Raw genomic sequence first — 26,988 nt, 5'->3', positions numbered from 1 at the left:
GTAATTTCACGGCCGCAAGTCTACTCTTCGCGGCCACAACGTCCGGATTCACGTCCGCACGAACCGATTTCTCGCGACCGCAACAATACATTTCGCGTCGGCAACTCCTCTTCCCGCTCCGTAAATTCCCATCAAAAAAGCACCAGCGTTGGCCGGTGCCTCCTACATATCTTAATGAACAATCCCGCTGCGGTCTTCCGCGAGCCTGTCGATTGCAGCTTCGTATTCTTTCGTCAACTTCTCCACAATTTGCGCCACAGTTTCGCGTTCGGTGACATTGGTGACGCCCTGGCCGGCGGACCAGGCATCCCGCCAGGCTTTAATTTCGTCTTCACCGGAGAAGTCCAGTTTGCCCGTTGTCCCTTTCAGATTCTCCGGATCCAGTCCCTGCCTGATCAACGAAGGAGTCAGGAAGTTGGCCGGAACTCCACTAATCGCATCTGTGTATATGATGTCCTCCACGGTCGAGTCAATGACCATCTGTTTGTAGTCTTCAAATGCAGCGCTTTCTTCAGCTGCGAGGAACCGCGTGCCTAGGTAGGCATAATCCGCTCCCATCGCACGTGCGGCCGCCACGTCCGCACCGCTTGACATCGCACCGGAAAGGATAATCGCCCCGTCATAGAATGTCTTCACCGACGAGATAAAGGCGAACGGATTCAGCAATCCGCCGTGGCCTCCCGCGCCTGCGCAGACAAGTATGAGCCCGTCCACGCCGCTCTGTGCGGCTTTTTTCGCATGCTTCACGTTAGCAACGTCCGAATAAACCTTGCCGCCGTATGCATGCACCACTTCGACAACCTCCCCCGGATGGCCAAGTGAGGTGATGACGATCGGCGGCTCGTATTTCCTGATCAATTCCAGGTCTTCACTGTAACGCTGATTCGCTTTTTTATGGCAGATGAAGTTGACTCCCCAAGGCGTATCACCCAGTCCATCCTTCACCTGCTGAAGCCACTCCGCGCACGCCGATACGGGACGCGCGTTCAGCAGCGGAAACGTTCCGATGACACCCGCCTTCCCTGATTCAATCACCATTTCCGGATTGGACACCAGGAACATCGGTGCCACGATCACTGGCAGTTTGAGCATATCCCCCACCCCTTTTCGAATTCAGATCATTAAGACACTTCCACTCTCATTCTTACCCTCCATTCCAATCATGTCAAGACGCAATGAATGATTGTTCATTCTTTTATCAGGCCGACTCTTTCCTTACCGACAATAAATTGTAAGATATGACTCAACTCTTTTTCCTACAAAGGAACAAGAAATTCCGCTATAATGGGCTTATTCTGACTTAGGAGTTGACCGTCTTGAAGCCGATTTCCAAACTTTCTTCAAAAGTGTTTCTTGTCGCATTGCTTCTCGTCGTGGCAGTCGGTGGAGCCGGGTGGTTCTGGTACGACAGCACCCGGCCGACAGAGGTCCCGTTCGCAAAAATCCAGGAACTGGTCCAATCTGACGCCGGCACGATGATGACGCTCACCGAATCGGCTTCCGGTACGCTGACTCTTGAAACGCCGGACGGAACTTACCGGACAAACGTCCCGCCGAACAGCCAGAGTGTCGAACAGCTGGTTGTGAATCACGCAGTGAACTATGAGTATTCAAAACAAAGTACTGCAGACCGGCTCCTCCTCGCCGGGATTTTCGGTGCCATCGCAGTGACATTCTTCATCCTCTACCGAAAAGGCAAGCTCGGAACGGCTTCTTCAATGAAACAGAGCGCCGCTAAAGCCGCTCCGCTCCCGGATGTCACACTCGACGACATCGGTGGAATCCCTGATGAGATGAAAGACGAAATCGGGCAGGCGCTGGCCGTTCTGAAGGATCCGAAAGCCGCAGAAGAAGTCGGTCTGACACCGCCCCGGGGAATCCTTCTCTATGGACCTCCGGGCACCGGGAAAACGCTTCTCGCACAGGCTATTGCCCGGGAAATCGGCGCGACGTTCTTTTCCTCGAGCGGTGCCGCCTTCACCGAAATGTTCGTCGGTGTCGGCGCATCCCGCGTCCGTACTCTTTTCGAGAACGCCCGCAAGCAGCGCCCCGCTGTTATCTTTATTGACGAAGTTGACGCGCTGGCAGGCAAGCGGAAGCAGCACGGCGGCGAGGAATCCGAAAAAACCCTCACTGAACTTCTTGTCCAATTGGACGGCGGTAACGACAACGACGGAATCCTCTTTATCGCGGCGACCAACCGGAAAGATATGCTGGATGACGCATTCGTCCGTCCGGGCCGGATCGACTTTGAATTTCAGGTCCCGCTGCCGGATACCCAGGGCCGACGGGAGATCATCGATATCCATACGAAAGGCAAAGTATTCGCACCGGAAGTCGCAGCATCTTTTGACTCACTGGCTGAAAGCACCTCCGGTTTTTCCGGCGCTGAGCTAAGCTCCCTGTTTGAAATGGCCAGCCGGCGGGCACTCCGGGATGGCCGTACCGAAATCGCCAAGAGAGACTTGGACTTTGCGATCGACCGCACTATTCTCGGAAGCACTGCCCGCTCCCTGAACGATCCGGACACAAAACACCGGGTAGCTATCCACGAAGCCGGCCACGCGCTGGTTCAGGCGCTCACAAACCCGGGCTCCGTCCGAAAGGCGACGATCATCCCGCGCGGTATGGCACTTGGCTATGTCGCTCCTCTACAGAAGGAACTGCATCTGTCGACCGTGAGTGAGCAGCTTGACCGTGTCTCCATGATCCTTGCCGGCGGCGTAGCCGAGCGGCTCCATCTTGGAGAACATAGCCTGGGTGTCGGCGGTGATGTCCAACAGGCCAAACACCTGCTCGAGGAAATGGTTGACACCGGTCTTCTCCAAGACGGGTTCAGGCTCACGTTCAACAATAATGAAAAAGAAGCACGAATGCAGGAACTGTTCGAAGAAGCCCTTGAGATGGCAGAACTGCTGATCAAGAGCCATCCTTCCGAATACGCCCGCCTTGTGGACGCACTCATGACGAAGGAAACCATCGATGGCGATGAAATCCAGGAAATCGTCGGTTATAAGAAAGTGGTCCGCGACGATTTGGTTGCCACTAAAGCATATTAATACAATGAACGCCTCCCATTATCGGGAGGCGTTTTACATGTCTGGTATTAGTCAGTTCATATCCTTATGTTTAAACGGACACTTGCCCTCGATCGGCACAATATCGTCCCCGATAAAAAATTGTTTCCATTCATTGTGCGTGGGGTCACCGAAGTGGCTGATGTCCGGATGCTTCGGCAAGTTATCCCATTTCTCCACGCGTTCCCGGACTTTATCCCGCGAATTGATGCCACCAGGCTCCGTTCCCTCCAGTCCCTTGAAGATTTTACGTGGCTGGAATCCAAGTACCATTGCATTGCCAAGGTCGCGGGTCTTCCGCTGCTTATAAGCCGGAGCATTGCCGAAGACAAATATCGGCTCACCGCCAAAGCGGAAATCCCATAGGTGATGGTCCGGATCTTTCGGAGCATCCGCCGGCCATTCGACCGGGTCCTGTTCGTGAAGGTACTGGAGAATATCCCAGAACTCTTTCCGGTAATCCTCCAGGTCACCTTCTTTCTCAAACGGTTCTACAAATACAAAGAAACCATACCGTTTGTGTTTAGGGTTTTCGAACAGTTTCAGGAATTCCATCAGAGCCTTTGGGAGATTGGACCAATCTTCCCTCTCGATATAGGCGTACCGCAACTCACCGCCGAGTTCTGCAGCCATCCCGAAATAGCAGGGAAACGTCTTGTCCGTAACAGTATTGTGGAACGTCTGATATTCACGCAACAGCCACTCGGGAAGATCTTCCCGGTTACTGAAGTCTTCTTTGACAAGCATTTTGTTTTCTATAGTTTTCATGATGACCCCTCCGTTTGATCTCTGATACCATTATCCCCTCTTTGGGCAATAGAGAAACCGTTTCATCACTTTGCACTCTCAATCCCGCTTCTTATAGTCGCTGATTGTTTATGGATTCGTCAAATATGCTCAGGCAAATAAAAAAGGCCGTCTCCACGTTGACTCTTGAAGTCACTGGCGGAACGACCTTTTCTCGTATATTTGGTTTTGTCTCTTTTAACTCTTGTTGTCAGACCGACATTACGGAACCGTTTTTGTTCTGGATTCATGCGGTCCTCCCGTTCGATCTTAAGGCGAAGTTTCTTTGCTTTTGAATTTGCCATTACCATCATCTCCTTCTTATCCTTACATCATCAGTATACAAAATCATTCACCGAATTAGGTAGGAATAGTAACCTGTTTTCTAGAATTTGTTACACAGCGACTTAGGAGGTGTCAGATGAAACTTAAAACAGTAAACAAGCAGTTTAGGTTAGTTGGGGTAAAAGGTACAGGAGCTTTTGAAGAATTTGGAACACTCGTTCCGAAAGCAGCTCAGGAAGTCATTGTGCGATCAGGCGGAATTGAATCTGTTGCCGGAAAAGAAATCGCAGTATTCGAACCCAAGAAAAGCCACGACCATCTCGAAGGTGAATTTTATGTAGGCTTATTGGTCGATGTACCTTTAGATAAAGTTCCGCTTGGAATGACCTATATGGAAGTGCTGGGACATTACGCAACAGCAAGAGGAACCATGGAAGACTTACAGGGTCTTCATGCCGCTTTGCTGAAACAGACCATGGAAAGCGGTTTTCATATCAACCGTGAAGAATATATTGTTGAAGTCTATATTCCTGCAGACACCGGTGAAGAAGTTGAAATTTACTTGCCAATTTTAAGTCAAAACACTGCCGGTTAGGTCCACATCAGACCACCTTCATGTAGGCCAATTTCCAAGCCCCCCCCTGAATGTTTACCTCTTTGACCTTCACCATCCCAAGCAAATAGGCAATAGAAAAAGCTCCCACCAGGGGAGCTTTTTAAATGATTAATTCCTGACAACCGCTTCTTCACGGATTTCTGTTACCCATCCGAACGTGTCTTCTTTCACGCCGGTCTGCAGGTCTGTGAGTTCTTCGTAGAGCTTTGTCGACAGTTCGCCTGCCTTACCACCATGGATGGTGAAAGAATCGCCCTTCCAGCTGAATTCACCGATTGGTGAGATGACAGCCGCCGTTCCGGTGCCGAATGCCTCATCGAGACGTCCTTCCTGCTGGGCGGTTTTAATCTCTTCCATGGTGATGCGACGCTCGGTCACCGAGACACCCCACGATTTCAGCATCTCGATGATTGATTTGCGCGTGATGCCTCCGAGGATACTGCCATTGAGTGCAGGCGTGACGACCTCTCCATCGATCTTGAAGAAGACGTTCATGCTGCCGACTTCTTCAACATATTTCTTCTCGACGCCGTCGAGCCAGAGAACCTGGGAATAACCCATCTTTTCTGCCACTGCCTGTGCTTTCAGTGAAGCGGCATAGTTGCCCGCAGTTTTCGCAGCACCTGTGCCCCCTGCCACCGCACGGACATACTCGTTCTCTACAAGAATCTTGACCGGGGCGATCCCTTCCTTGTAGTACATGCCGACCGGAGACAGGATGATGATGAACTTGTACATAAGTGAAGGCGCGACACCAAGATGCGGTTCTGTCGCAATCATGTAGGGACGGATATAGAGGGAAGTCCCTTCTGCTTCCGGTACCCATTCCCTGTCGACCTTGATCAGTGTCCTGAGCGCTTCCAAAGCATCTGCTTCATTGATCTGAGGCATGCAGAGACGATCGCAGGATTCGTTCATCCGGCGGAAATTTTCCTCTGGACGGAAAAGGCGGATTGCACCGTCTTTCGCCCGGTAAGCCTTGAGCCCTTCGAATACGGTCTGCCCATAATGGAAGATGATCGCGGACGGATCCAGTGTAATCGGCTCATAAGGAACGATGCGGTGATCGTGCCAGCCAATCCCTTCCGTATAATCCGCAATGAACATATGGTCTGTGAAGTTGCGCCCGAATGCGATGCCGTCCGTGGATGGCTTCGTTTTCCGTTCTTGGCACTCATTGATGCTGATCTGCATGTTCCCCATCATACATCTTCCTCCTTGATATTCAAGGTACGCGATATATCGTATACTCATGAAAAAAGAATAATGACTATATTATACATATTTTCAGACAGATTTAAATACTTTTGGCTAAAATAATTTTTTGTCCAGTCATCCATGCAGGAACTTAATCGGTTTTGCTGTGAATATAGCTGCCGCTCCATTATTTTGAGCTGTTTTGCACACATATCGCTCTGCTCTGCAAATTTTTGCAAATACTATTGAAAGTAGTCCTTAATACAAAAAACCGGCCACCTTTTTGGTGCCGGTCAATTCGTTACTATGCGACCGCGACTTTTTCGGCCATCTCCTCGCTTGGCAGCACAAGCTTTGGGAACCGTTCATAGACCGGCTGCAGCTTAGCTATGATTTCCTCGATTTCCGCCGGGTCGCTGAACGTGTAATGAAAATAGTAGGATCCCCGCTCCGTTTCGAGAAGGACTTCGAAAACCTGTGTGACTTGCTTCCGGACTGAATCTTCATCGCCCACAACAATTTCTTCAGCTTCAAATCCGTTTTCCGATGACTGGCTTACGAACAGGTTTCCCGGATGCGCCTCCGCATCGAATCCCATCGCCGCCCCGACAAATTCATCGATGGTTTTCAAGGTTTCCAACCACATCCCCTCCCGTTTCATACACTATTCCCATTAAACCAAGAGGAAAACCGATAAAACGGGAATTCCTTTGAATCACACAATCACTTTGAACATGCAGACCCAAACAATTAAAAATGGCCATCTGTCAGGATGGCCCTAATCCATTCACACTTCCGCACCTACGTGCGCCTCGTTGAGCAGCAGCCTGAGCGTCCCCGCAATTACCGCTTCACCTCGCTGATTGACGATTTCCGTCTCGTAGGCGATGACCCCGGTTCCGTTTTTCCGCTCCTGTTTATCGGCCACTTTCATTCTGACTCTGATGGTATCTCCGATCAGGGTCGGACGGACAAATCGGATTTTGTCCATCCCATAGAAGGCAGCAATAATACCAGGCGTGAAATTCATCAGACCGGTCGCAACCGACAGCACCAGCATTCCATGCGCGATCGGCTCGCCGAACGGTGTATTCTTCGCATATTCCCGGTCGATGTGGAGCGGATAGAAATCACCGCTCACCCCGGCAAAATTCACAATATCCGCTTCAGTGATCGTGCGTCCGCCGGATTCCCACTCTTCTCCGACTGGCACTTCCCCGTAGTATTTATTAAACATGTCTTTTCCCCCATTCAGAATTTTACTTGCGGTTCGCGCAGATGCTTGAACTCTTCCCTCAGACGGAATTTTTGGACCTTGCCGGATGCTGTTCTCGGCAGTTCGTCCAGGAAGACAAATGAGCGCGGCTTTTTATATCGCGCCAATTTGCCATCGGTAAATTCAAGGAGTTCCTGTTCCGTAACGGACCATCCGGGCTTCGTCACAATGACCGCGCACACCGTCTCGATGTATTTCGGATCCGGTATTCCGACGACAGCCACATCCTGGACGGCCTCATGCCGGATCAGCACATCTTCGACTTCCACAGGATAGATGTTTTCTCCACCGCTACGGATCATATCTTTTTTGCGTCCCGAGATGGTCAGAAAACCCTCTGCATCCAGAACACCAAGGTCCCCTGTATGGCACCAGCCATCAACGAATGTCTTGGCAGTGGCTTCCGGCTTGTTCCAGTATTCCGAGACGACCGCCGGACCCTTCGTGCAGATTTCACCGATCTCTCCTGCAGGCAGCGCTTCACCCTGCTCCCCGACTACTTTCACTTCTGTGAACGGCATCGGCTTGCCGGCTGTGTATCCCTTTGTTTTTGAATCTGCCGGGTCCAGTGAAACGGCGATCGGCGTTCCTTCGGTCAAACCATACACCTGGACAAGGCCGATATGCGGAAACAGTTCATTCAAACGGTCAATTGCCCAGGAAATGATTGGGTCGCCTCCCGAATAAATCGTCCTCAACGACGTCAATCCAAAAGCTTCGATTTCATTCAGCTTCAGCATCTCATAAATCATGAACGGGAACAGGAAGACATCCGTCACTTCCTTTTCTTCGATCACCTCCAGCGTCCGCCTGATTTCAAAGTTTCCGCTCTTGGAAATCACAACCGTCCCCCCTGACAACAGAACAGCAAGCGCCACATCCTCCATCGCCCCCACATGATAAAGCGGGCCGGTGGTCATGCCGACAGTATCTCCGTCAAAGTTCCATTTCAGGGATTGCAACGTTGCGAACCAGATCGTGTTCCGATGTGTCCAGAGTGCTCCTTTCGGTCGCCCTGTCGTACCGGATGTATACATCAGCATGACCGGGTCCGTTTCTTCGAGCGTCGGGCGCACTGCCAGTTCCCTATCTCCCTTTAAAAGCTTATCCCAGCTATCCGCCCACGCCGGTGCTTCCCCATCGGCGTCATAGCAAATGAAAGATTCGACGGGTATGCGATCCCTGACAGGCTCCAAACGCTCTGAAAGCGACGAGTCAAAGCAGAGCACCTTCGTGCCGGAATCATTCAAAATGTACTCCAGTTCCTCCGATTCCAACCTAAAATTCATCCTCACTGCGATGCCGCCGATTTTGGCAATCGCAAAATACAGGGCGAAGTATTCCAGAGAGTTAAACAGCAGCATCCCGACGCGGTCGCCCTTTCTGACTCCTATCCCCGAAAGAACATTGGCGTATCGGTTGGTCATCTCATTCAGTTTTCCGTATGTCCAGGTCTCCCCTGTTTCCAGGGCCAGTGCTTCCTTGTCCGGGTGCAAAGTCTGCAGACGGGGCTCCACCCTGTCCAGCAAATATCCGACGTCCATGTGCGTCCCCTCCTGTCAGTTGATGTTCAGCCTTCCATTGCCTTGAGTGGAGGCTGTTCCATTTCTGCTGATTCCTGAGGCTGAGTCATCAGCGAGACGACGACAAAGCCGAGAATCGAGATGACGAGTGAAATGGCTCCGACGACCACGCCTTCAGGGAGAAGGGTGATGCCATACTTGTTAAGGATTTCAAAGGCGAAGTTCAGTGATACCCCAAGGATGATGCTGGTGATGGCCCCCTGCTTTGTGGCCCGTTTCCAAACCAGACCGAGCACCACTGCCGGGAATACGGCGGCTGCAAATGTGCCCCACCCAAAGACACCCAGAAGCGCCACAAGCGTATCCATATAGAATGAGAATAGAGTCGAGACCACGAGGAGGACAAATACGACAACCCGGTTCCAGAGCAACTCATTCTTGATCTCCTTGCCGAATGCGCGCGGGATGTCCCGCACCAGGCTTGCCGCACCAAGGGTGACAAAACCGGAACCTGTTGACATGATGGCAGCCAGCAGACCGGCAAGGACAAGCCCCCCGATGATGGAAGGCGTAAATGTCGTAACGAACACGACCAGTGAATCATCCGCTGACGCAACCTCCGGGAACCGGCCCTGGATTTGCAGGGAGCGGGCGGTCAGTCCGATACTGACAACAAGAAGCACCGTAATCGCATAAGCCAGACCGGCAGTGAATGCGCCCCAGCGCAGTTCCTTGGCACTTTTGATCATCAGGAATTTATTGATGAAATGAGGCTGTCCTGCCGCTCCGAGACTGAACAGGAGGAACCAGCAGGCGATCGTGATCAGAGAGAAATTGCCGAAGGGAGATGCGAGCAGCGGATCCGAGGATTGAAGCGTTTCCGTGATGTTCTGCATGCCGCCGCCGACGTTTAATGCGAAGAAGAAGATCACGATCGAGACGATGATCATTATGACTCCCTGGAACAAATCTGTGTAAACAGAAGCGATGATACCGCCCCCGACCGAGTAGAATGCCAGGATTCCCAGGCCGATCAGTGCCCCTACAGCCGGTGACACACCGAATATCGAGTGCATGATGACACCCATCGCCTGAACCTGCGTGCCCAGATAGCCGATAACACCGAGCGTAATCGCAAACCCAAGCCAGCCACGAACCGCCCGGCTGTTATAGCGCTTTTCCACAACATCTCCAAGGGTAAAGACATCCCCCATCTCACCCATTGCCCAGATCCGTTTCCCGACCAGGAACCAGGTCAGGGCGAAACCTAATGGCGCTGCGATCAGAACACCCGCAGCAAACCCCATACCGCCGGTAAAGGTCTGCCCCGCACCTCCCAACAGTCCAAATCCGCTCTGGATGGAAGTAAACGCCGCAATAGCCATGACAAACATTCCAAGACTTCTGCCTGCAACCAGAAAGTCACTCGCAGATTTTGTTCGTCGGGTGGCCCAGACGCCTATCAGGATACAAACCAGCAGATAGAATCCGACAATACTGACGATGGTTACGTTCATTTGGCAGCCTCCCCGGTTTTGAACTCATTCTCCATCTCTTCGATGTCACCCGGATCAAAAATCAGGGCATAAATCAGAGAAGCGATCACCGCCAACGGGAGAATGCCGAGCAGGTAGAGGGCGAGACCAGGGGTCATTCCCAGCACATAGGTACTTCCGCCGGCCGGATCGTTACGAGTGATCAGGTCGAGCGTGACGAACAAAACGATGTATCCCCCGGCGACTGAGATCGGAACCCACAGCAAAGCCGGCCTATTCCTGACCGCCTTCCAGATCCCGATAGTGATGGCAACCCCGATCACGACCAGGTACGGATACAGGATGAGCCTCCATGACTGCAGGAACATGCCGACCAACGACAGAACAATAAGTCCGGAAAATAAATACATGATGCGGTCGGAAACGTACAAGCAAACAACCTCCCTTTATTTTGAATCGACGGAAACCGTCGTTGAAGCCAAAAAAGAAAGCGTTTTCAATTATCTGAATGAATAAAATATATGTAACTAAATCGAAACTGTCAATGTGGCTTTATCACTACTCGTGCAGATTCACTCTCTACAGTCATGAATAAAGCTATATTGGTATATTGAATCCTTATCTTTGACACGGTCTTTAAGCGTTTAATTTTCTGCGAATGGTTGTGCAGAATATTAATGATTAATCATGATTGCTTATTATTTATATCTGCCAAAAGGAAATAAAGGGGCTGTCCGAAAAGCATATTTCCAGCATAAAAAGTAAACAGCAGTGGCTTTGGTCGCTTTCCGCGGGCGTTGCCTTAGCCGGCGCCAGTCTGTGCGCAACGCTTCGCGATGCGCAACATCCGGGGTCTTCGGCTAACGCTATTCCCGCAGGACAGAAAAACCTCCTCGAATCCGCCTGGCACGAAGGAAATGCGAAGCATTTTCGAGGAGTCTCCCGACGCCATTGCTGTTTGCAATAGATAAAAGGAGGTCATTACTTATTGGACAGCCCCTTTTCTTCTTATATTAATATTTGTAAGATTAGCCGCCATCAATTTGAACAACAGCCGCATTGATGAAGTTGGCCTGATCAGAAAGAAGAAAAGCAACCAGATAGCCCACTTCTTCCGGCTTGCCGAAGCGCTTCATCGGGTTTGGCTGAACAAATTCCTTGCCGACCTCTTCCCAATTGTCGCCGACGACGCCATGTTTACTGGCAGCATAGCCCGACTGGTTGCCCACTCCCCGGATGCCTCCTACGGATGCCGTTTTGACAATCGATCCGGAACCCTGTTTCTTCATGACAGCCAGTACATACTTCATGCCGAAAAAGACGCCATTCAGGTTGATGCTGACGACTTTTTGGAATTCATTGCTGCCGAAGTCCTCCGTCAGATCTTGTTTTCCTTCGACGCCGGCATTATTGAAGAATCCGTCAATCTGTCCAAATCGGGATACTGTGTCATCGACATATTTTTTTACCTGTTCTTCTTCAGCCACGTTCGCAGTAAGCAGAAGGACTTCCGCTTTCGCAACAACTTCCATGACCGACTGCCTGGTCTCTTCAAGTCCCTGCTCATTCAAGTCGTCCAGAGAAAGCTTGGCGCCTTTTGAAGCGCGGAAGACCTTCCGAGTCCGGAACCTTCACCCGTAATCAGAACCACTTTTCCTTCAAATCGGTTTGTCATCAACTCATAATTTCCTTGCCGGTCAACGGTCGGCAGCACTACCTGACATCATTCCCCGGATGCAATGAAGGAAAACGAGTTATAAGAAAAACCGGAGCCTTTTCGGCCCCGGTTTTATGCTTCCATAAAGAATTGTTTTGCTTTTTCGACGAACGGCTGGTCTTCAGGAAGCAGGTCGTCTTCGTAGAAGATTGCGTCGACCGGGCAAACCGCTGTGCAGGCTCCGCAGTCGATGCAGAGATCCGGATCGATAAAGAACTGGTCCTCACCTTCAAGAATGCAATCTACCGGACATACGTCCACACATTCACCGGCTTTTTCGCCGATGCACGGTGCCGTAATCACGTGTGTCATTTTCATCACTCCTTACCTATTCAAGTTACCATATTTCCCGCTGTTTCGCTCTCAAAAACATGAACTTGTCGAAATTTATCCTGTTTCGTCACCTCTCAGACGGGAAAAGGATAAATGTACAATCAAACAGGTTCAAACAGGAGGGATGGCACCGTGGCTCACGCACAACATCAGGAGCTGTTGAAGGCGCTGCATGAATGCATGGAGGCCTGTAATCACTGCTTTGATGCCTGCCTAAAGGAAGAAGATGTGAAGATGATGGCAGAGTGTATCCGGCTTGACCGTGAATGCGCGGATATTTGCAGCTTCCTCGAAGCGGCGATCAGCCGGAATTCACCATTCGTCAGCCAACTCGCCCAAGTTTGCGCAGACATCTGTAAAGCTTGCGGCGAAGAATGCAGCAAGCACGACCATGAGCACTGCCAGAAGTGTGCAGAAGCGTGCATGAAGTGCGCAGAAGCTTGCCGGAATGTCGCATAAGCCATGGACACAATCACATGTTGAGGAGCGACTGCAGGCAGGGAGCCCGGTTCCCTGCCTGTTCCTCGTTTTACATGCCATTCCCCATAATCGGAAACGTTATGAGCGCGAGTTTGGGACCGCGGGACGGCATAAGAAAAAAGCAAAGGGGATGCCTTTGCTTTTTTAATGCGGATCAGTGCCTCAGTTAGCCGGAGTCCCGATAACAACTTTTGCGGGGGCCAGTTCGACAGGATTGGCAATCGTGTCTCCGACCGGGCAATGGGCCTCAAGAAATTCTTTGAACGCCTGAACTTTTTCCTCTGCGGCATCCGTTTCAATATAAAACACCGGCGTGATGTTCTGGAATCCGGCACGGACGTCTGATTTCGCGAGGAAGCCGTCGATGTCCAGCTCCCCTTCCAGATCCACACGGAAGCTTTTCAGGTCGATATCGAACTTTTTGGCATATGTCCTGGCGACAATCGCCTGGCAAGCCCCCAGTGCCGACAGCAGAAGTTCCACAGGATTCATCCCCTGGTCAGTCCCTCCGAGCGCCTCCGGCTCGTCAATGACCACCTGATGCCCACGCGCCTCGACTTCCACCCGTACATTTTCTTTTAGTGTTGCCGTTGCTTGCACGTTCATGATCGCCATCTCGTTTTCTCCCCTTTAATGATCTAATCCAAGTTATTCGATAAGGATTGTTTTCTATATTATCATAATCTTTCATTTCGTCAAACACCTTTTTCCGAAATGATTGTCCGGATTTGTTTTAGGGAACAAGATCATTAACAGCAAATCAAAGCGGGTGTTCAAATGGAACTATATACAATCGGACATTCAACGCATAACGAAGAGGAGTTTTTGAAATTGCTTCATGATGCAGGTGTGGAACTGCTTGTAGACGTACGGGCTTTTCCCGGGAGCCGGAAATTCCCCTGGTTCCATACAGACCGGATGAAGGAATGGCTTCCGGAAAACGGCGTCGGCTACTTGCATATCCGTGAGCTAGGAGGCCGGCGGCGAAAGTCCAAAATTATCAGTGATGAAGTCAATGCGGGCTGGAATAACCGCTCCTTCCACAACTATGCCGACTATACCCAGGAAGACGATTTCAAAGAAGGCCTTGAAAAGCTTCGGGACGCTGCGGCGGGCAGACGGGCGGCAGTCTGCTGTTCGGAACGCCATCCCGCACGCTGCCACCGCATGCTCATCAGCAATTATGTCTCCCTTCACGGCGGTGAGGTTTTTCATATTCTTGACGGAAAAGAAGAAAAGACCGTCATCGAGCCTCATCAGCCGGGCCGGTGGGGTGCGGAGCCGGTCAAACGGGAGGACGGCGAAGTGGTATATCCTGTAACAGAAGAAGAAGCCGATGCAGACTGACGCATCGGCTTCTTTTTACTTTCCGCCCCTCTTCTCCATCAGCGTGGCCATCTGATCTGCTTCCGGACTGCCTTCACTGCGCAAACCGTCAATGATGTTTTGGTAATCCGTGCTGTTCCGGTTCTGGCTTAATTTGTACGCCGCCTGGATCTCGCCCACCCTGATTTTAAAACCGACAACACCATTGATCTGCTGTTTGGTTTCCGCCGACAGGTTTTCCCACAGCACTGCATTCTGGCGGTGCTGCTCGTATTTTCTCATCAGCAGGGCGAGCTCTTCCTCCAGTTCCTTCTCGTCCATGAGCTGTGCCTCACCGTAAAGATGGACAGCCTGGTAGTTCCAGGTCGAAACATTTTCATGGGTGTACCAGGAAGACGAGACATAGGCATGCGGTCCCTGGATCATCACGAGCACTTCCTGCTCCGCAATTGTTTTCCACTGGGGATTCGCCTTGGCGAAATGCCCTGTGATATGCCACTCTTCCCCGATCCGCCGGAACTGGAACGGCAGATGGGTCGCGACCGGCCGTCCATTATGTACAGTCACGATGGATCCGAATGCGTGCGCCTCAACGAATTTCCTGATTTCCTCAAAGTCGGCCACCTTGAAAAGCTTTGGAATGAACATCGAATTCCCCCTTTAATCCAATTGTTTTTCCATGATGATGTCGGTCTGCTCATCATCCCCCATGAAAAACGAGTGTGCGCCTGCAGCGATAAAACCCAGTTTCTCATAAAATGCAATGGCATTCTCGTTATCCTCCCAGACACCCAGCCAGACTTTTGTTTTCCCTTCCTTTCTGGCGATGTCTAAAGCGTGACCAAACAGGATTTTGCCGAGCCCCTGCTTCTGGAACCTGTTGCTGATATAGATCCTTTCCACTTCAAACGAGTCGCCGCCCATTTCTTCTGACTGGGCGTCCCCGGTATTGATCTTTAGATAGCCGGCGGTTTCCCCGTCTTTTTCGATGAAGAAAAACCTGGACTCCGGATTGGACATTTCCGTTTTTAGCCGCTCCGGATCAAATGCCTGATCCAGGTAGGCACGAAGATTTTCGGGGGAATTGTGAGATTCAAATGTCTCAGTAAACGTCTCGATGCTGATGTTCCGCAGTGTTTCCAGATCTCCCAACCCACACGGTCTGATTTCAACAGTCATTACTTTTCCTCCTTGTTCAATAACTTCGCTTGTTTCCTTTCTTCACGTATTCCCAATCTTTTTCCACGTTTTTTCTGACTCGCCGGATAAGCCGGAGGAGAATATCCGCCTCATCTTCAGAAAACCCATGCAGCGCAACAGAATTGGAGTGCGCATGCTCCCTCATGATGAACGGATATACTTCGAGGCCCTTCTCCGTCGGAAAAAGCATTTTGATTTTCCGGTTGTCCTCGGCGTCCCTTTTTTCGATGAGCCCTTTTTCCTCCAATTTCATAATCGCCCGTGCAGCCGTCGTCCGGTCGACCTTGATCCTCTCGGCGAGTTTTTCCTGGATCATCCCCGGTTGCTCACAAATCCTGGCCAAGTACAGATACTGACCCTTCGACAGATCCACTTCCTTGAACTCGATATTACTGAGTGAATCCAGCGACCTTGCGATCATCCCGATTTCCCGCAACAGCTCCAATTGTTCTCACACTCCTACTGATAGGTGCATTTGCAACATCAACTTAATCATCATGTTACTTTTAAATTAGTGCAAATGCAACATATTATTCTGCACAAAAAAACGATGCCCCGTTCACATCGATTCGATTGCTGATTCATTAAAAGGCTCCGGATACCGGACAACACCGCCAGCCTGTTTGAATGCGCCTTCTTGTAATTCCAGCGCCATAAATGCATTGTCAGGAACATCAAACGGCGGGCGGATCCCCCACTCCGATGCTTTCCTGAAACCAAACCGCGGGTAGAATCCGGGATGTCCAAGGACGATGACTGAACCGTACCCGAGTTCCTTTGCCCTGTCCAATGCAGCCCGGACCAGACGGCTTCCGATTCCCTGATTCTGATGGTTTGGAAGGACGGAGACCGGTGCCATCGCCAAGGACTCTTCGGCTTTCGCTCCGTCCACGATCGAGATCCTGCTCAGCAGAATATGACCGACGATTTGACCGGTCTCATTTTCCGCCACGATGGACAACTCCGGAACATAGGCGTCGGATGTACGCAGCCGGCCTACCAGAACATATTCATCCTGATTGCTCATTTCCACATCCCGGAAGGCTTGCGCCACCACGTGTCTGATCGACTCAAAATCACTAGGCAGACTTTGTCTGATTGTTATCTCCATTCAACATTCCTCCACCTTCTATATTTTTCGCAAGCGAACTTTTGAAATTCAAGTGCAAACTCGGGCCAACCCCCTCTTTTTCTCAAGCGAACATGATGAATTCGTACGCATACAAGAACGGACCATTCACTTTTTTCATACGCGATCACGGTCGATTTGTGCGCAAACCCGAAGAGCTTCGGACCTTCCAAACGTAAGTTGTGACTATCTTTATATACGTAAATTATCTGTGAAAGCTTTCACAATCATCCATATAAATACGTGGCCAAAGGATAAAGAAGCGATCTGCCCGTTCCAGATAGATCGCCTACTTCATGCCCTTTCAAGGTTTGGCCATGCGCCTTTCCTCGCTTTTGTCCACAACGGCTGCGCCGACCAGGTCCCCCGTCACATTCGTAGCCGTCGCGCCCATCCCGAGAATCGCGTCGATACCGGCGACAAGCGCCACAACTTCGATGGGCAGGCCGGCCTGAGTGAGAACGATCGACAGGGCGATGAGACCAGCACCCGGAACACCCGCCGTACCGACGGAAGCGAGTGTGCCGGTCACGATAATTCCGAGAATCGCAGCGAAACCAAGATCCAGCCCAACGATGTCTGCGGCAAACACGACTGATGCACCAAGCCGGATCGCCGCTCCGTCCATATTGACAGTAGCTCCCAGCGGCAAGGAGAATGAGGCGACATCATCACTGATGCCGGCACGCTTTGCCGCTTTCATGGTGACAGGCAGCGTCCCCAAGCTGGATGACGTCATAAACGCCGTGCCCACCGCCTCCTTTACGTTTCTGAAGAACTCACCGATTCGGACGCCAAAGAGCTTCATGATGATAAAATAGACCAGTACAAATTGGAGCACGATGCCTCCATAGATCACTACCGTTAATTTTCCGAGAGAAACCAAAGTTTGAAGTCCCTGAGATCCGATTGCCGATGCTGCGATGGCAAAGATACCGATTGGAGCATATTGAAGGATACCGTTCAGCACGCGGAATGTCACTTCACTCAGGCTGACAGTCAAATCGCTGAGGAAGTGTCCCATCTTGCTGATCCGCTCCTCATCTGAATGGATCATCGAAGAGATCGATAATCCGACAACGACCGAAATAAAGATCAGCCCAAGTATATCGGCGTTTACCAATGCAGAAAACAGATTATCGGGAACAATCGCCAGCAGGGTTTCCACGATGGTCGGGCGCTCAGGCACATCCACTTGCGCATCCGGGAGGGTCAGTCCTACACCCGGCCTGATCAGAAGTGCCAGAAGGATTCCGAAGACGATCGCAATTCCCGTTGTAATGAAATAAAAGATAAAGACCTTCCCGCCGATCCTTCCAAGTTTGGCGGGATTCAGCTGGTCCACCGCCGCAATCAGCGTAAAGACAATAAGCGGAATCACTATCAGATGCAGCAGCCGAAGCAGCAGTTCCCCGAGCGGCGACAGCACGCCTGCCGACTCTCCGAATATTAACCCGGCCACGATGCCGAGCAGAAAACCGACAGACATTTTCAGCATAAATGACTGATCACGATAAAATCTCCAGACAGCCCCCATCCAACGACCTCCCCGGTTATTCATTTGTACGAACTTCACGTCTCTATACAATCATCCCCTTCTTTGACGCAAGCAAAACAGAGACCGGCTTTTCGAGAAATCATCCTCTCAAATGAAAACAGAAGGCATTTTCCGCCTCCTTTTCTGCAGTCATTGTTTGCTTAAAATCTCATCAATTTGCCGGTCCATTTCCACTCCGGTTCGTTCTATTTTCTCCTGCAGCTCTATGTTCTCCTCATTTAGCTTTACAGCCTTTTGGTATGTTTCTTCAGTCACCGTATCAAAATCCATCGTATCAACATCGATTGCCGATAACTCAGCAATTTTCTGAAGGGAATCGAGCGTCAGATCCAAATACTCGATCGTGGTATCGTTCAGTTCCCTGATCTCTTCATTTACCAGTCCATCATGGGCATCAGTAGCGAGTTCCCTGGTTTCTTCCATAAAGGGAATCACTTCTTCCTCCATATAGCGGTGGGCTTCCTGGGGTTGTTCGATGATGGAAGCAGAGTGGTTGAACATTTCCGCGAACTCGAAGGACCGCTCATCCAGTGGCTCAAGGACATTCTTCCGGTATTCTTCAAATTCTTTTTCGACACTGATATTCTGTGAATCTGCTTCGCTGCCGCAGGCTGAGATAAGCAGCGCCAGCAGAACAAATAGGCTCATTCCAAAAAAGGAATGTTTCATTAACTGTTCACACTCCAATCCAGAATCATTGATTTGGCTCCGACACTCTATAGGAACAATACCGAAAAGGGTCCTCCCGCACAAGATGGCTTGCACCGGGGAGGACCCTTCTATAAGTTAAAAAATGCTCATATTCCATTCCTGTGCTATCTGCTTCAGCAGCATGCTGCCGGCCACGCTGTTGCCGACCTCATCGATTGCCGGTCCATAGATGCCGATTCCGCAACCGTCGGGAAATGGCGATTGCCGGGAGCTTGCATGTGAAGGTACAACAGCCATGATGCCGCCCGATACACCGCTTTTTGCCGGCAGGCCGATGAATGCCGCAAACTTTCCGGAGGCATTATACATGCCGCATGTCACCATGAGCGCTTTTGTAATACGGGCAATTTCCACCGGAAATATTTGTTCTTTGAGTATCGGATGATAGCCGTCATGCGCCAATACCAGTCCGATCATCGCGATGTCTGCGGCAGTGATCTCCACCGAGCACTGCTTCAGGTATACTTCAAGCGCTTCTTCCACATCGGCTTCCAGGTAGCCGTTTTCTTGAAGGTAATAAGCAAGGGCCCGGTTGCGGTGGGCAGTGATCCATTCCGAATGGAAGACGTCTTCATTGATCACCGGCCGTCTGCCGGTCATTTTGCTTATCAGGGCAATGAAAGACTCGACTTTTTCCTGCGGTGTCCGCGTTCCGAGCAACGATGCCACAGTAAGCGCTCCCGCATTGATCATCGGATTAAACGGCTTGCCCGGCTTATGGATCTCCAGTCGGATAATCGAGTTGAACGCATCACCTGTCGGCTCGACATCCACACGATCCAGCACATAGGACGTTCCAAAATCGATGCAGGCAGCCATAAAGCTGATAACTTTCGAAATGCTCTGCAGGGTAAACGAGGCTTCGCAGTCTCCGGATTGAAGGACCGTTCCATCCGCGCCGACCATGACCACTCCAAGCTGTGAGGGATCGGCTTTTTGCAGGGCGGGGATATAGGAAGCGCACTCGCCTTCAGCTGTATAGAAACGGTCATGCTCCACCCACTTGTCCAGCTGGGCGGCAAACCGTTGCATGTCATGAGTGGATTCGTGATGATTCGGCAGCGTTTCTTTCACCATGGACATGACGGATTCTCCTTTCTCTCAGGCACAAGAAAGGATGAGAATGCGATGATTCTCACCAATTCTTCCTGTTTTTTTATCTTTTCGGTGGTGTTTTCTCTGCGGGTATAAGGGATACGTAAGATTCCCCGTCCAGACGGCCTTTCCATTCCGCAGTCGCTTTGTCGATGATTTCTTGATTTTCCATTGCGTCAACAGCGGTACTGGCGATGACTTTGGCCGCCTGCAGCATGCCTTTGTGGGCAATCGGCATGGCACCCTGCGAGACGACCTGCCAAGTGTGCAACGGTGTGCCGAGCGCAAAGCAGGCTGTCAGACATTGTGTGGTCGGTACGACCCAGCTGACATCTCCGACGTCTGTGGATCCGGCCATTGCAGCTTCACCAGCAAACGGTGCGATAAAGTCTGCGATGGCTTTGTTTTTCAGTTTTTTGACCGTTTCCCGATCAGGACCCGACACGTCCGCCTCGATGTCTTCACGAGAAAGTGTGGCCTGGATTTCTTCGGCGAACCGGTAGTCCTGTTCGTCATAAGCGGGAACACCGATTGCAGACAGGTGCTGATACATGGTTTCCGCGAGGACAGTGTTCGGTACAAGGTCCGAAGCTGCCCCTTCAAATACGGCTTCCACCGATGTACCGGTCATGAGCGCTGCGCCTTCTGCGATATTGTTGACGCGCTCAGTCAGTTCCTGAACCTGTTTCATTTTCGGAGCACGGATCAGATAAAGGACTTCCGCATTTGCCTGGACCACATTCGGGGAAGCCCCTCCTGTGTCGGTGATTGCATAATGGATGCGGGCTTCCGGCACCATGTGTTCCCTCAGGTAGTTCACGCCCACGTTCATCAGTTCAACTGCATCAAGGGCACTTCGTCCGAGATGGGGCGCTGCAGCTGCATGTGCACTTTTCCCCTGGAAACGGTATCTCACGGAGTAGTTGGCAAGCGTGCTGACATGCCATACACTCGGCTTGGTCATCGGATGCCAGGAAAAAGCGAGATCGACATCTTCAAACAGGCCCGCGCGGACCATGTAGGCTTTTCCGGATCCGTTTTCCTCTGCAGGACAGCCATAATAGCGGATGGTTCCCTTAAGCCCGGTCTCCTGCATATACTCCTTCACAGCAACCGCGGCCGCCAGCGAACCGGTACCGAGCAGGTTATGCCCGCAGCCGTGGCCATTTCCTCCGGCTTCAACAGGGTCATATTCGGTGAGCCCTTTTTTCTGGCTAAGCCCTGCCAATGCGTCGAATTCGCCAAGGACCGCGATGACCGGCTTGCCGCTGCCGAAGCTCGCAACAAACCCGGTCTCGAGTCCGGCTACTTTCCGCTGCACCTCAAACCCCTCTTCCTCCAGCGCTCCGGCCAGAATTTCCGAAGAACGATGTTCCGCAAAGTAAAGTTCCGGACAGCCCCAGATACGCTCACTCAGCTCAATGTATTTGTCTTGTTTCTGTTCAATAAAATTTGAAATGGTTTTGTGAAATCCCACTCTCTGGACCTCCTTGGTATAGCTCACGCAGATGCTTCTGCTTTGGCGCGGTCGAACAGTTCACCTTTGTTGCGCATTGTGAGGATAGCGATAATGCAGATAACCGCGAATACAATCAGCATCCAAAATGCTGCATTGAAGGAACCGTCAAATGCATCGACAATGAATCCGATGGCCATTGGTGTGGCGAATCCGGCCAGCTGGCCTCCAGTATTGGCAATTCCCATCGCCGTTCCGGTGACCGAAGTCGGCAACTGCTTGAGGATGATGACCGGAAGGAGGGTGATGACAAAAGCGATAAAGAGATTGACGATTGTCTGGTAAGTGATGAACGCCGCGACACTTGGAGCGGTGAACATCAGGTAAAGCATCAGCCCGGTAAGCGCACAGGCAATGGCACCGACGATCTTTTCTTTGCCTTCCGGAAGTTTATCGACCAGATATCCGCTAAGGAAAATGCCTAGCAGCAAGGTGACTCCCGGAATTGTCTGAACCCAGCCGATCGAAATCAGGTCAAGGCCCCGGTCCTGCACAAGATAAGTCGGTATCCAAGTGGCCAGTCCCCAGTTCACGGCATAAATGCAGAAATACGCTATGACCATATTCCAGATGAGCGGTGTTTTCATCAGCGAACCAACAAGACCCTTTTCTGCAGGCTTGGTGGTACGTGCCAGCTTTTCTTCAGGGTTGTCCTCAGGCAGCCTGACATACTTCCAGTATAGGAAGGCAATGAGGGCTCCCAAAGCTCCGAAAACAACAAAGGTCGTCCTCCATCCTATTGCAGTCAGAAGAAATGCGGATAATACCGGGATGATCAGAGCGACAATCCCGCTTGATGAAAGCATGACGGACATGGCCCGGCCCCGCTCTTTGACAGGGAATGTGTTCGAGATGATTTTGGAGCTGGACGGCTGAAACCCGCCCTCTCCGATTCCGAACAGGAAGCGGATAATGACCATAGAGGCAAGAGACCATGCGGCCCCCGACAGCCCAGTGAAGATGGACCATAAAATGACCGATGCCAACAGCACTTTCCTGGCACCAACACGGTCGGCAAGCCAGCCGCCCGGCATTTGCATGATGGCATATCCGAGGAAGAAGCTGCTGAGGATGATCCCTGTAGCTGAAGCACTAAGGTTTAAATCCTCCGTAATTTGGAGGACGGCGTAGTTCATGATATAGCGGTCCAGGTTCCCCAGGCACCACCCGAGGAAAAGCAGGATTAAAATGAGGTTCCGTTCGCGTTTTGGAAGCATGACGTTCAACTCCTTTTGTCTAAGTTGCGGATTTTGTTGTTTCTTGAAGAGTTGAAACGCTTCCAAATCATTAAAAGCGTTTACAACTAAACTTGGCCCTTATTAACGAACATCAAACGAAACTTTCGTTATTTATTTTATAATAGCTTTCTCTAATGTGCAAGATTTTTTCCGAATAAAAAGCACCCCATTTGGGATGCTCATTTCAAAGTTATTTTAACCTGTAAATCTTATTGGGTCTTCCCCGGGTATGCTGCGCTTCTTCACCCACATTCTCCGCCAAACCCGCATCGCACAAGTCCGCCACGATGCGCTGTGCATTCCGCTCGGTCATCTGGAGATTCGCGGCCAGATCCTTCGTCGTAAACTGGTGCCAACCCATCTTTTGGACGAGGGCCTCGACTTTCTTGTAGGTCTTGACGCTGATTTTGGCTTCCCTTAGCTTTCCTAAGATGTCCTGATCATCGGTCCGGTAAGCATAAGCCAGTTCCTCAGCTTCACCTGCCGACTCGATGAGAGTTCCGTCATCCTGAATGATGACGATCTCCTGACTGTCTTCCTTTTTGGACGTCTGGAGGGCACGGTGTGCATGGATTTCTGCCGCGAGCACCGTGCTTCCGAACCCGATCCCTACAGCAACAGGCGTATCCGCCTCGAGTGACAGATAGCGGGCTTTGTCCTTGAGTGCCTGGAGTTCGCGCTCGATGGCACCGCGAGAGCTGAAAATCGAATACCGTCCGTTTCCTTCGTCTACGAGGGAACCGTCGATCTTCTCGCAAAGCTGGATCAGCGTCTCCTTGAGCCTGAGCTCCAGATACTGGACCTGATAGGTCTTTTCCATCTTTTCTTTGATCACATCAAAATCCTTGATTTCGATTTTTTCCACGCCAATTTGGGTGTCTTTATAGTAAGACGTCTTGACTTTTTCAAAGAAGATTCGCAGGGTCTGAAAGATTTCAATCCGTGTGGGGGACATGAGCTTGACTGGAACTTTCGCTTTCTCCAGTGCTTCACGGACTGTCGGATAACAGGTGAGGGCGCCGTCAATTTTCCCCTCTTCCCACAGGTCCAAATGGAACCGCAGCAGTTCTTCGGATTCCGTGTCAGACCCGACGGTCTCTACAAACAGTTCCTGCACGGTTGCCTTCAATGTCTCAAGGCTCTCGCCTTCCCCTATATTCGTGGAAGGAATCATGTCAATACTGATCCGCTCCAGCAGTTTACCCTGTGCATAGACGAGTTCCATAAAGCTTTTATAAATGCTGGATTCCGTAGAGTAAATGTAGACCAGCCGGTCAGCGGCAGGCATGAGTTTCTTCGCCACCTGATAAGGGATGAAGCCCGACAACAGCCAGTAGTCCACCTGGCGATCGTGCCGGCTCACGATATCCGCCACTTCCTTCACCTCTTCGTATGGATGAGGCACAAGTTCAATCTCCTGTTCAATTTCCCGGGCCACACCGACAATCCGTTCCACAGACTTTTCCGGTCCGACCACACCGATTCGAAACATGCTGATTCCTACCTTCTGCTATTGCAACCTGAATGATTATAATGACCAAAGTATAACATAAACCTGATCGCCAGCCCTTGGCTCTCCTTGTGCAATTTGCTGTCATCAGTGACTATAAGGGGCCGGAACTCTCTTGCCCCTCTGTCGTCCTATTATCAACATACGGATAGACAGGAGGCACCCTTCACCATGACCGGTATGACATCGAGACAGTCGCAGTCCCGCCTCGTCGACCTTCTCTTTTACTTGCTCGGCAGCCTGTACCTTGCCGGCATTGCCGCGGCATTCATATTTGTCGTCAGTAAAATGGTACACTACTTCTAAAACTAGAGCCGATGCCCGCGGGCACCGGCTTTTTTTGATGTTCTTAGTTTTCGTATTTCTTTTCGAGGTCATCTATTCCCGCATTGTACGCTTCGGTTTTCTGGTCGACCTGATCCTGAATCTGCATAATCTCCGCGTAAATCTCTTCGGATTCCGCATATGACTCATCGCTTACGGGCGGAATGTGCAACTCCAGAAATTCGGCCTGCTTAGCGAAGGAGGCAATCATCAATTCCAGTTGAGCGATCGTCACCTGGTTAACCTCTTTGATTTCCTGGTTGATCAGACTGTCCTGCAACTCTTCGGCCATCCCTTTTGTTTCCTCGATATAGGGAATAATCTCGTCAGTGATATAGTCGCGGGCATTTTCCGGTTCCGGAATGATGGAGTTGAGATGGCCGCCCATTTCGGCGAGTTTCAATGAACGCTCGTGTAGCGGCTCGATCCCTTCCGTCCGATATTCTTCGAACTCTTCCGAGGGACTTATACCGTCGCTGCTTCCAGAACTGCTGCAGGCGGCAAGAATTATCATCAGGACCATAAGGCCGGTAATAATACGATTGGGACTCATTTTCCACACTCCAATTAAGCAAAATCTCCATTTATCATACCAGAGCAGGCACCTTTCAAGAATATGTAGAATGAATGAGAAACTATGACACGTGGTGTGGACAATGAACAGGTCCAGAATTTGCGGGAAGCAACAAAGAACCAGGAAAAAGTCGACTGCACAAAAAGCCGATGTCCTTTTAGGCATCGGCTGGATGATTATTGATCGCTCGTCTAGTTCATCAGCCATTGCAGAAAGCTGTACAGCAGCGGGATCGTCAGCAAACAAAGAATCGTGGAATGAATGACGCCATAGTATGCGAAAACAGCATCAGCTCCAAACTTCTGTGCATACACCGTAGTGGTGGTGGCGCTTGGCATAGCGGCTGTCAGCACGGCAATAAGAAGCAGTGTTTCGGGGACTCCGAACAAGATAAAGATGAGCAGGGTCAACGGAAGAATCAACAATTTCATCAAGGATGCCAGCCAGATATACAGATTGCTGCAGTACTGCTTAAAGTCATCCATGCGCGTGTCTGCAAGCAGACTGCCAATCAGGATCATCGATAGAGGAACCGTCATCTTCCCGACATCTTCAAATGTCCTCACGATCATGTCCGGCCAGCTGAAAGGCAGAAACAGCATGATTAATCCAACCAGTGTAGCGAGAATGCCCGGATTCAGGAACAGCATGCGCCAGTTCACGGATGCTTCATGTCGGGCAAACAGATAAATCCCATAGGACCAGATCAGCACCAGATAAAAGATGTTGAACAGGGTCAGATAAACCACCCCCTGCTCTCCCATCAGCATATAGATTACCGCAAACCCGATGAACCCCTGATTGCCGAACACAATCAGACTCTCGAACACACTTTTCTGCCCGTCAGGAAGATCAGCCCGCTTCCTGAGCCAAGCACCGAGTACCATTGAAACTGTCATGATAAAGACTGACATGGAGACGAGCCAAGTGAATTCTATTAATAGTTCCATGGAGAATGGGGTGTTCAGCGAAAACAAAATCAAAGCCGGCAATGTGACATATAGCATCAGCTGTGTGATCACGGGATTGGCATTGCCGTTGAGAATATTCATCTTCTTTGCAATAAAGCCGATCAGCGCCATAAGATAAAGCGGGATCATCGTCAGGATAAATGCGGAAGCGGACAGATGCCCTCCCCCTTTCTTCATCCTGTAGGCTATGAAACATCTGTCTGGACGGTGCCAGTAGAATAAGCTGATACCTGTTATTTGGCATCAGCTTAAAACTTCCCTATATAATTCAGGCAACCTGTTTTTCCAAGAGGATATGAATGAGTTGCATCCGGTCGACAAGTCGGACACCATTGCTCGATGCCAGCTCCTTTGCAGCTTTTGTAAACTGGCTGTTCGTGACGACCCAGGCATCTTCTGCTTTGTAGTGACTTTTCGCTGCAACGATTTCCTGAACAGCCTTGATGCCAACATTTTGTTTCCATCGCTTTGCCTGGACGACAATCCTTCTTCCATCCCGGGTCATAACAAGATCGGCTCCAAAATCATTCTGATAGGGTGTCACGCGAACCTTATAGCCTCTCGCCTCATAACGGAGTTTCAGGAATTGCTCAAACTCCTTGCCGTTCATTTCATCCACCTGTCGGATACCGGGTGCGTTCATCTTCCGCTGTTTCATCAAGCCAATTGCAAACAAGATCAGCATCAGACCGATTGCACCGCCGAAAAAGATAAACGCTGCCGCTTCAATGGATTGAGTATTGATATAGGTAAGACCACTTGCCGCAAACAGCAGTCCTGTCAAACTGTTAGTTAATTGATCTTTCTTTTTTCGGGTCATTGTCTTCCTCTTTCTTGATTCGTTCGTTGTCTGCAGAGCATCAAATTTCCATCTAAATATCTAGTTTCTATATATTAACATGAGTTGTAAGAACTATATAGTGCGGGACGAAAAATATTATAATCCGTATCTACACACAAAAAAACCGCCTCCATAAGGAGACGGCCTTGTGCCCAGCGATGTCCTACTCTTGCAGGGGGAAGCCCCCGACTACCATCGGCGCTGAAGAG

29 protein-coding genes and 1 pseudogene are annotated in these 26,988 nt (G+C 50.7%); 5 read left to right on the top strand and 25 right to left on the bottom strand.

Annotated features, from left to right (window positions below; genetic code table 11):
- Nucleotides 1–171: 171 nt before the first annotated feature.
- Complete coding sequence (locus tag BMX91_RS05345; RefSeq protein ID WP_092050871.1) at nt 172–1,092, bottom strand: NAD(P)H-dependent flavin oxidoreductase; 921 nt, start codon at nt 1,090–1,092, stop codon at nt 172–174.
- Between the two features lie 224 nt (nt 1,093–1,316).
- Between BMX91_RS05345 and BMX91_RS05340 the strand changes: the two genes are divergently transcribed.
- The gene (locus BMX91_RS05340) at nt 1,317–3,059 is read left to right on the top strand and encodes an AAA family ATPase (RefSeq protein ID WP_092050869.1); all 1,743 of its coding nucleotides are present in this window, start codon (nt 1,317–1,319) and stop codon (nt 3,057–3,059) included.
- Between the two features lie 51 nt (nt 3,060–3,110).
- Here the strand turns inward: BMX91_RS05340 and BMX91_RS05335 are convergent, their stop codons facing one another.
- Both BMX91_RS05335 and BMX91_RS05330 read right to left on the bottom strand, forming a co-directional pair.
- Entirely contained in the window at nt 3,111–3,845 is a 735-nt protein-coding gene (locus BMX91_RS05335) for a YqcI/YcgG family protein (protein WP_092050867.1), read from the bottom strand.
- Between the two features lie 119 nt (nt 3,846–3,964).
- Nucleotides 3,965–4,168, bottom strand: coding sequence for a hypothetical protein (locus BMX91_RS05330; protein WP_092050865.1), 204 nt, complete (start codon nt 4,166–4,168; stop codon nt 3,965–3,967).
- A gap of 116 nt (nt 4,169–4,284) precedes the next feature.
- On the opposite strand from BMX91_RS05330, the gene BMX91_RS05325 reads away from it, so the two are divergent.
- Nucleotides 4,285–4,743, top strand: a complete 459-nt coding sequence (locus tag BMX91_RS05325) for a GyrI-like domain-containing protein (protein ID WP_092050863.1) — start codon at nt 4,285–4,287, stop codon at nt 4,741–4,743.
- 129 nt (nt 4,744–4,872) lie between these two features.
- Here the strand turns inward: BMX91_RS05325 and BMX91_RS05320 are convergent, their stop codons facing one another.
- The 8 genes and pseudogenes from BMX91_RS05320 to BMX91_RS05285 all read right to left on the bottom strand — a co-directional run bounded on the left by BMX91_RS05320 (nt 4,873) and on the right by BMX91_RS05285 (nt 12,285).
- On the bottom strand, nt 4,873–5,967 hold the full coding sequence (locus BMX91_RS05320; RefSeq protein WP_092052082.1) for a branched-chain amino acid aminotransferase: 1,095 nt from the start codon (nt 5,965–5,967) through the stop codon (nt 4,873–4,875).
- 298 nt (nt 5,968–6,265) lie between these two features.
- Nucleotides 6,266–6,601, bottom strand: a complete 336-nt coding sequence (locus BMX91_RS05315; protein ID WP_092050861.1) for a hypothetical protein — start codon at nt 6,599–6,601, stop codon at nt 6,266–6,268.
- A gap of 147 nt (nt 6,602–6,748) precedes the next feature.
- Entirely contained in the window at nt 6,749–7,198 is a 450-nt protein-coding gene (locus BMX91_RS05310) for a MaoC/PaaZ C-terminal domain-containing protein (RefSeq protein WP_092050858.1), read from the bottom strand.
- A 14-nt stretch (nt 7,199–7,212) separates the two neighbouring features.
- Nucleotides 7,213–8,781, bottom strand: coding sequence for a class I adenylate-forming enzyme family protein (locus BMX91_RS05305; RefSeq protein WP_092050856.1), 1,569 nt, complete (start codon nt 8,779–8,781; stop codon nt 7,213–7,215).
- Between the two features lie 26 nt (nt 8,782–8,807).
- Nucleotides 8,808–10,277: a sodium:solute symporter family transporter gene (locus BMX91_RS05300; protein ID WP_092050854.1), complete on the bottom strand. Its 1,470-nt coding sequence runs from the start codon at nt 10,275–10,277 to the stop codon at nt 8,808–8,810.
- Nucleotides 10,274–10,687, bottom strand: coding sequence for a hypothetical protein (locus tag BMX91_RS05295; protein WP_143059355.1), 414 nt, complete (start codon nt 10,685–10,687; stop codon nt 10,274–10,276). Before BMX91_RS05295 ends, BMX91_RS05300 begins: the two co-directional genes overlap by 4 nt.
- 597 nt (nt 10,688–11,284) lie before the next feature.
- Nucleotides 11,285–11,931 (bottom strand): annotated as a pseudogene (locus BMX91_RS05290) (SDR family oxidoreductase).
- Between the two features lie 114 nt (nt 11,932–12,045).
- Nucleotides 12,046–12,285, bottom strand: coding sequence for an indolepyruvate ferredoxin oxidoreductase subunit alpha (locus tag BMX91_RS05285; RefSeq protein ID WP_092050852.1), 240 nt, complete (start codon nt 12,283–12,285; stop codon nt 12,046–12,048).
- A 153-nt stretch (nt 12,286–12,438) separates the two neighbouring features.
- On the opposite strand from BMX91_RS05285, the gene BMX91_RS05280 reads away from it, so the two are divergent.
- The gene (locus tag BMX91_RS05280) at nt 12,439–12,765 is read left to right on the top strand and encodes a four-helix bundle copper-binding protein (protein ID WP_092050849.1); all 327 of its coding nucleotides are present in this window, start codon (nt 12,439–12,441) and stop codon (nt 12,763–12,765) included.
- Between the two features lie 183 nt (nt 12,766–12,948).
- On the opposite strand, the gene BMX91_RS05275 is transcribed toward BMX91_RS05280, so the two are convergent.
- Nucleotides 12,949–13,401, bottom strand: a complete 453-nt coding sequence (locus BMX91_RS05275; protein WP_092050847.1) for an OsmC family protein — start codon at nt 13,399–13,401, stop codon at nt 12,949–12,951.
- A 162-nt stretch (nt 13,402–13,563) separates the two neighbouring features.
- On the opposite strand from BMX91_RS05275, the gene BMX91_RS05270 reads away from it, so the two are divergent.
- A complete protein-coding gene (locus BMX91_RS05270; RefSeq protein WP_092050844.1) occupies nt 13,564–14,133 on the top strand; it encodes a DUF488 domain-containing protein in 570 nt (189 codons plus the stop codon).
- Between the two features lie 15 nt (nt 14,134–14,148).
- Here the strand turns inward: BMX91_RS05270 and BMX91_RS05265 are convergent, their stop codons facing one another.
- From BMX91_RS05265 to BMX91_RS05220, 10 genes are all read right to left on the bottom strand, one after another.
- Nucleotides 14,149–14,760 carry an FMN-binding negative transcriptional regulator gene (locus BMX91_RS05265; RefSeq protein ID WP_092050842.1) on the bottom strand — a complete coding sequence of 204 codons (612 nt, stop codon included), beginning with the start codon at nt 14,758–14,760 and terminating at the stop codon, nt 14,149–14,151.
- A 12-nt stretch (nt 14,761–14,772) separates the two neighbouring features.
- A complete protein-coding gene (locus tag BMX91_RS05260; RefSeq protein WP_092050840.1) occupies nt 14,773–15,291 on the bottom strand; it encodes a GNAT family N-acetyltransferase in 519 nt (172 codons plus the stop codon).
- A gap of 16 nt (nt 15,292–15,307) precedes the next feature.
- Entirely contained in the window at nt 15,308–15,733 is a 426-nt protein-coding gene (locus BMX91_RS05255; protein ID WP_092052081.1) for a MarR family winged helix-turn-helix transcriptional regulator, read from the bottom strand.
- Between the two features lie 138 nt (nt 15,734–15,871).
- Entirely contained in the window at nt 15,872–16,423 is a 552-nt protein-coding gene (locus tag BMX91_RS05250; protein ID WP_092050838.1) for a GNAT family N-acetyltransferase, read from the bottom strand.
- Between the two features lie 322 nt (nt 16,424–16,745).
- On the bottom strand, nt 16,746–17,978 hold the full coding sequence (locus BMX91_RS05245) for a dicarboxylate/amino acid:cation symporter (RefSeq protein WP_092050835.1): 1,233 nt from the start codon (nt 17,976–17,978) through the stop codon (nt 16,746–16,748).
- A gap of 150 nt (nt 17,979–18,128) precedes the next feature.
- The gene (locus BMX91_RS05240) at nt 18,129–18,764 is read right to left on the bottom strand and encodes a hypothetical protein (RefSeq protein ID WP_143059354.1); all 636 of its coding nucleotides are present in this window, start codon (nt 18,762–18,764) and stop codon (nt 18,129–18,131) included.
- Between the two features lie 21 nt (nt 18,765–18,785).
- Complete coding sequence (locus BMX91_RS05235; protein WP_177168321.1) at nt 18,786–19,742, bottom strand: glutaminase; 957 nt, start codon at nt 19,740–19,742, stop codon at nt 18,786–18,788.
- A gap of 124 nt (nt 19,743–19,866) precedes the next feature.
- Nucleotides 19,867–21,282 carry a M20 family metallopeptidase gene (locus BMX91_RS05230; RefSeq protein ID WP_092050827.1) on the bottom strand — a complete coding sequence of 472 codons (1,416 nt, stop codon included), beginning with the start codon at nt 21,280–21,282 and terminating at the stop codon, nt 19,867–19,869.
- Nucleotides 21,283–21,305: 23 nt separating this feature from the next.
- Nucleotides 21,306–22,538 carry an MFS transporter gene (locus BMX91_RS05225; RefSeq protein ID WP_092050824.1) on the bottom strand — a complete coding sequence of 411 codons (1,233 nt, stop codon included), beginning with the start codon at nt 22,536–22,538 and terminating at the stop codon, nt 21,306–21,308.
- Nucleotides 22,539–22,749: 211 nt separating this feature from the next.
- The gene (locus BMX91_RS05220) at nt 22,750–24,051 is read right to left on the bottom strand and encodes a hypothetical protein (protein ID WP_092050821.1); all 1,302 of its coding nucleotides are present in this window, start codon (nt 24,049–24,051) and stop codon (nt 22,750–22,752) included.
- A gap of 189 nt (nt 24,052–24,240) precedes the next feature.
- Between BMX91_RS05220 and BMX91_RS15955 the strand changes: the two genes are divergently transcribed.
- Nucleotides 24,241–24,375 (top strand): hypothetical protein, encoded by a 135-nt coding sequence (locus BMX91_RS15955; RefSeq protein ID WP_281242806.1) that lies wholly within the window; start codon nt 24,241–24,243, stop codon nt 24,373–24,375.
- A gap of 43 nt (nt 24,376–24,418) precedes the next feature.
- Here the strand turns inward: BMX91_RS15955 and BMX91_RS05215 are convergent, their stop codons facing one another.
- The 3 genes from BMX91_RS05215 to BMX91_RS05205 form a co-directional block, all read right to left on the bottom strand.
- Nucleotides 24,419–24,946 carry a hypothetical protein gene (locus tag BMX91_RS05215; RefSeq protein WP_092050819.1) on the bottom strand — a complete coding sequence of 176 codons (528 nt, stop codon included), beginning with the start codon at nt 24,944–24,946 and terminating at the stop codon, nt 24,419–24,421.
- Nucleotides 24,947–25,158: 212 nt separating this feature from the next.
- Nucleotides 25,159–26,115, bottom strand: coding sequence for an AEC family transporter (locus tag BMX91_RS05210; RefSeq protein WP_092050817.1), 957 nt, complete (start codon nt 26,113–26,115; stop codon nt 25,159–25,161).
- A 91-nt stretch (nt 26,116–26,206) separates the two neighbouring features.
- On the bottom strand, nt 26,207–26,758 hold the full coding sequence (locus BMX91_RS05205; RefSeq protein ID WP_092050815.1) for a restriction endonuclease: 552 nt from the start codon (nt 26,756–26,758) through the stop codon (nt 26,207–26,209).
- Nucleotides 26,759–26,988 lie beyond the last annotated feature (230 nt).

Source organism: Bhargavaea ginsengi (genome assembly GCF_900109165.1).
In the GTDB taxonomy this organism is placed as follows: domain Bacteria; phylum Bacillota; class Bacilli; order Bacillales_A; family Planococcaceae; genus Bhargavaea; species Bhargavaea ginsengi.
Note: the sequence above shows the minus strand (reverse complement) of the source record. Positions and strands in the feature narration are given on the sequence as shown.